This is a genomic window from Bacillus sp. AFS059628 (genome assembly GCF_002571225.1).
GTDB lineage: Bacteria > Bacillota > Bacilli > Bacillales > Bacillaceae_G > Bacillus_A.
The window spans coordinates 1-5,048 of record NZ_NVEC01000136.1; the positions used below are offsets into that span (position 1 = coordinate 1).

Annotated in this window: 5 protein-coding genes; all 5 read left to right on the top strand. The window is 33.5% G+C overall.

All coding sequences use genetic code 11. The annotated features are described in order from the left end of the window. Positions 1-359: 359 nt before the first annotated feature. The 5 genes from COL05_RS30295 (at position 360) to uppP (ending at position 4,619) form a co-directional block, all read left to right on the top strand. A complete protein-coding gene (locus COL05_RS30295) occupies positions 360-1,073 on the top strand; it encodes a response regulator transcription factor (RefSeq protein WP_061657288.1) in 714 nt (237 codons plus the stop codon). Then, positions 1,063-2,076: a sensor histidine kinase gene (locus COL05_RS30300; RefSeq protein ID WP_142337735.1), complete on the top strand. Its 1,014-nt coding sequence runs from the start codon at positions 1,063-1,065 to the stop codon at positions 2,074-2,076. The genes COL05_RS30295 and COL05_RS30300 overlap by 11 nt, the downstream gene beginning before the upstream one ends. 68 nt (positions 2,077-2,144) lie before the next feature. Next, the gene (locus COL05_RS30305; protein WP_098671309.1) at positions 2,145-3,074 is read left to right on the top strand and encodes an ABC transporter ATP-binding protein; all 930 of its coding nucleotides are present in this window, start codon (positions 2,145-2,147) and stop codon (positions 3,072-3,074) included. After that, on the top strand, positions 3,067-3,804 hold the full coding sequence (locus tag COL05_RS30310; RefSeq protein WP_142337736.1) for an ABC transporter permease: 738 nt from the start codon (positions 3,067-3,069) through the stop codon (positions 3,802-3,804). The genes COL05_RS30305 and COL05_RS30310 overlap by 8 nt, the downstream gene beginning before the upstream one ends. A 17-nt stretch (positions 3,805-3,821) precedes the next feature. Continuing rightward, positions 3,822-4,619 (top strand): undecaprenyl-diphosphate phosphatase UppP, encoded by a 798-nt coding sequence (uppP, locus tag COL05_RS30315; RefSeq protein WP_098671311.1) that lies wholly within the window; start codon positions 3,822-3,824, stop codon positions 4,617-4,619. Positions 4,620-5,048: the final 429 nt, after the last annotated feature.

Here is a 5,048-nt window from a genome sequence, read left to right on the forward strand (position 1 = left end):
TCAATGTCAACTAAGTTTTTCATTTCGTTTGCCGCTTTCGACGTTAATGTCATCGGCGACTTGTTCTATATTACACCTCTAATGTACAATCGTCAACACCTTTTTATAAATATATTCAAGTTAATATTTTTATGCTCTCTTAGCTATATACAACCTTACAAGATTCATTACCAGAAACCATCTTCTGCTGCTCTTTAATTTATTCTCCCAAAACATATCCCAGTCATTTTGAACTCTAAACTTAATACGTGCAGACCTTTTCCTCCAATAAAACTAGCAACCTTATTTTAACAAATACTAGTATATAATTAGAGTGTTGTTGTACTATCAATGAAAATCTATTAGAAGCAGGTGAAGATATGAAAGATATACGTATCCTTATAGCAGACGATGATAAAGAAATCCGAAATTTATTGAAAATATATTTAGAACGAGAATTATATATGGTAGATACTGCGATTAATGGAGATGAGGCCTTACAGTTATTTAATCAAAACAACTATAATCTCGTTATATTAGACCTTATGATGCCGAAAGTAGATGGTATCGAAGTATGCAGAAAGCTTAGAGATAAAACTAACGTACCTATATTAATGTTGACTGCTAAAGATCACGAAGTTGATAAAATTTTGGGTCTAAGCATTGGCGCTGATGATTACATTACAAAACCTTTCAGTATTCACGAGGTGGTTGCACGAGTAAAAGCTCTTATGCGACGTTTTTTAGTTCTCGGCAGTAACATTAATGTACAAGAGAAAACAACTTTAACTTTTAAAGGACTAACTATCAATTTAAATACATATACAGTTCATACAAATACGGAGGAAATTAGCTTAACCGGAAAAGAACTGGAACTATTAAAATTCTTCACCTCAAACCCAGGGCAAGTATTTACTAAAACTCAACTCTTCCGAAATGTATGGGACGATAATTATATAGAAGATGATAATACCGTTATGGTACATATTCGAAAACTTAGAAAGAAAATAGAAAACGATCCTTCCAATCCAAAGTTTATTCAAACTGTATGGGGCATTGGTTATAAGTTTGTAGGTGAAAAGCTTGAAGACTGATAAAACGCTATTCCTTATTTCATTACAACTTATCATTTGTGGGCTTTTAAATATACAAATGGTTCCAAGCATAAAAATGTCTTTATTCATTACACTTATCTCAATTACAATGTATCTCTTCTTTTCAAGAATACAATTTATTCAGCATTGCAAATCAATAGATACTAAATTAAGCCGTGTACTAAAAGGCAATTTACAAACGAGATTATTTACAAGCAATGATCGTTCATTACATAATATCGTTTTTTCAATAAATGAACTAATAGCTGAATTAGAAAAGGTTCGGATTGAAGCTAAAAGGTCTCAGGAATCTAGAAAACAACTTTTGTCTAGTATCTCGCACGACATTCGAACACCACTCACCTCAATTATTGGCTATATCGATGCTTTAAAAGATGGGGTTGCTGCTTCTGAAATAGAAAAGCAAGAATATCTTAAAGTACTTTATATAAAATCAAATAACTTAAAACACCTAGTTGATGACATATTCAATATGGCAAAGCTAGACGCCAATGAATTTCCAATAAAAGAAGAACAACTCGACTTTTCTGAAGTTACTAGAGAAATTTTAATTGAATTTTTGCCTGAACTCTCAAAACATAATATTGAGCTACAAGTTCTAATCCCAGAATCTACTTGCCCTATCATCGCAGACCACCTTAGCCTTATGCGAATTATGAATAATTTAATAAAAAATGCTATTTATTACGGAAAAGATGGGAAAACATTAGGAATCGAACTACTAGAAACAAATACAGACTATGAACTTCTTATTTGGGACAGAGGCCCGGGTATTCCAAAACATGACTTACAAAACGTATTTGAGCGAATGTACCGAAGCGAACAATCAAGAAATTCCTCCTATGGCGGTAGCGGCCTAGGACTTGCCATTGTAAAAGCACTAGTTGAGAAGCAGCATGGACATATATGGGTTGAAAGTATTCCATGGGAACGAACTACTTTTGGCTTTTCCATTCCAAAACACAATGCTTTTAAGAAATAGTTAAGAAATGATTAATACGCAGTTAAACCTTCCTTTTTATCATGTAATTAAGAACTTATAGAAAGTAGGTGTCCCCTATAAATACAATTATAAAAACGACTAACCTTACTAAAGCATACGGCACACAAAAATCAGTAGATAATCTAAATATTAACGTTCAACAAGGAGAAATTTACGGATTCATAGGACGTAATGGTGCTGGTAAAACTACAACCATTCGTATGTTACTCAGCCTTATAAAGCCTACAAGTGGAAATATTGAAATATTTGGAGAGAACTTATTTCAAAACCAAAAAGATATTTTAAGAAGAATTGGTTCTATCGTTGAGGTTCCAGGGTTTTATGAAAACTTAACTGCAAAAGAAAACTTATTAGTTAATGCAAAGATAATTGGAATTCATAAAAAGAATGCTATTGAAGAAGCATTAGAAATAGTAGGATTGCAGCACGAAACAAAAAAATTAGTTGGGAAGTATTCTTTAGGAATGAAGCAGCGCCTAGGGATTGCACGTGCTCTTCTCCATTATCCCGAATTACTCATACTAGATGAACCAACTAACGGGCTGGACCCTATTGGTATTAAAGAAATGCGAAAACTTATTAAATCTTTAGCACAGGAAAGAAATATAACGATACTTATTTCCAGTCACATATTAGCTGAAGTAGAGCAATTAGTTGATCGTATGGGAATTATTCATGAAGGAAGGTTACTAGAAGAAGTTTCTCTTGATACACTACGCAAAACAAACCGTAAGTACATAGAATTTCAGGTGAATAATGACAATAAGGCTGCGATGCTATTAGAAAATCATTTTCAAATTTTTGATTACGAAGTTCATGATGAAGGAAATATTCGTATTTATTCTCATTTCGGACAACAAGGGCGTATAAACAGAACATTCGTTCTAAATGATATAGAAGTATTAAAAATGATGATGAGCGAAGATAGATTAGAAGATTATTTCACTAAACTAGTCGGGGGTGGAACGATTGGTTAATCTACTCTATACAGAACTATTAAAACTAAAACGCTCTAATATGTTTTTAATTAGCATTATTGGTGCTGGTGTCGCACCTTTCTTAGTTGTAGTAGCTTCTTATATACATATAAAAACCAAACAGCCAACTCCAACAATTTGGTTTCATCAATTATTTACTGATGTTAACTTATATACTACTTTAGTAATAGGCTTTCCCTTATATGGAGTAGTAATTGCTTATATGTTTACCCGTGAATATGCAGAAGATACACTAAAGAATTTATTAACTATCCCCGTGTCGCGTATTAGCTTTATTATAAGTAAGTTCATCATTCTTTTTCTTTGGGTCGTGATGCTAACTTTAGTCGCTTGGACACTCACTTTAATATTAGGGGTATTGGGGGGCTTCCCTGGTTTTAACACCGATTTAATTTTAGGTTCTTTCCTAAAATTTTCAATTTGTGGTGTCCTTCTCTTTCTATTGTCTTCACCTATAGTGCTATTAACTCTTGTAATGAAGAGCTATGTACCGCCTATTATATTAACAGTCATTATTACAATGACTAATCTTATGCTCGTAAACTCCAAACATAAAGATTTATTTCCGTGGACCGCTACTTTAGATATCGCAAATAATGAATTACAACTCACATATCCACCAGAGTATTCTTATATCATCATTGCGGCAACAGCGATTTCAGGATTTATTGCAACACTATTCTATTTTAAAAGAGTAGATATCCATTAATTTATAGGAGTGAAACTATGAGCGATATCATTATTGCCTTCATACTTGGTATCATAGAGGGGCTAGCTGAATTTTTACCTATCTCCTCTACTGGCCACCTTATATTAGTCGGGCATTTATTAGGCTTTGAAGGAGAAAGAGCGAAAACGTTTGAAATTGTTATACAGCTAGGGGCAATTTTAGCTATTGCAATTTTATATCATAAACGTCTCGTTTCTTTATGTAATATTAAACCTCTTCTGCGGAAAGAGAAAAAATTTAACGTATTCCATGTATTTCTTGGCGTATTTCCAGCAGTAGTTGCTGGTTTATTACTACACGATGTTATTAAAACTTACTTATTTCAGCCCTACACTGTCGTAATCGGACTTGTGGCAGGGGCCATTCTGATGATCTTTGCAGAAGTAAAAAAGAAAGAGGCAACCGCCTATTCACTGGATGATTTAACATACCGTCAAGCATTAACAATTGGATTATTTCAATGCTTAGCCGTATATCCTGGTTTTTCTAGAGCTGGCTCTACTATTTCTGGGGGGCTATTAGCAAAAGTAAATTATAAAACTGCATCTGAATTCTCTTTTCTTATTGCTCTTCCTGTAATGGTTGGCGCTACAGGCTTAGACTTATTAAAAAGCTGGAAGTATTTAAGTGTAAATGATATTCCTATGTTTGTCGTAGGATTCATTACCTCTTTTATAGTAGCAATGCTAGCGGTAGTAACTTTTCTGAAGCTTTTAGAGAAGATAGGTTTAAAACCTTTTGCATACTATCGCATTTTACTAGCTATTTTATTTACGCTTTTCGTATTGCTCTAAATTCATATAAGTCACAAATTATTAAACCGATATTCAAGTTAGAATATCGGTTTTTTTATCTATTTCACTACTAGTATGACTTACTTCTGACATGGCAGGAATAATCTAATCACCATTAATACTCCAAATTACCGTACGACACAGCTCAAAAATTAAACATCCCTTGGACAACGCCATATTAATAGATAGACCGAATGTGTATATAAATTGAAACTTTAATCAGCCCTCACCAATCGGGCTTTTACGGGCAGTTGATTCTCCACCTAACTTCTTCGCTTCCGCTGAATTTTGAGGTGGGGGTCTTACTGCCCGGCAAATAGCGGGATAAACTATATCCATTCTGCATATATCATCTTTTTATGTATAAAATGTTTATGCTTTATTAAACACGAAAAAACACAAGTCAAAAGACTTGTGTTTTTAGTTGCT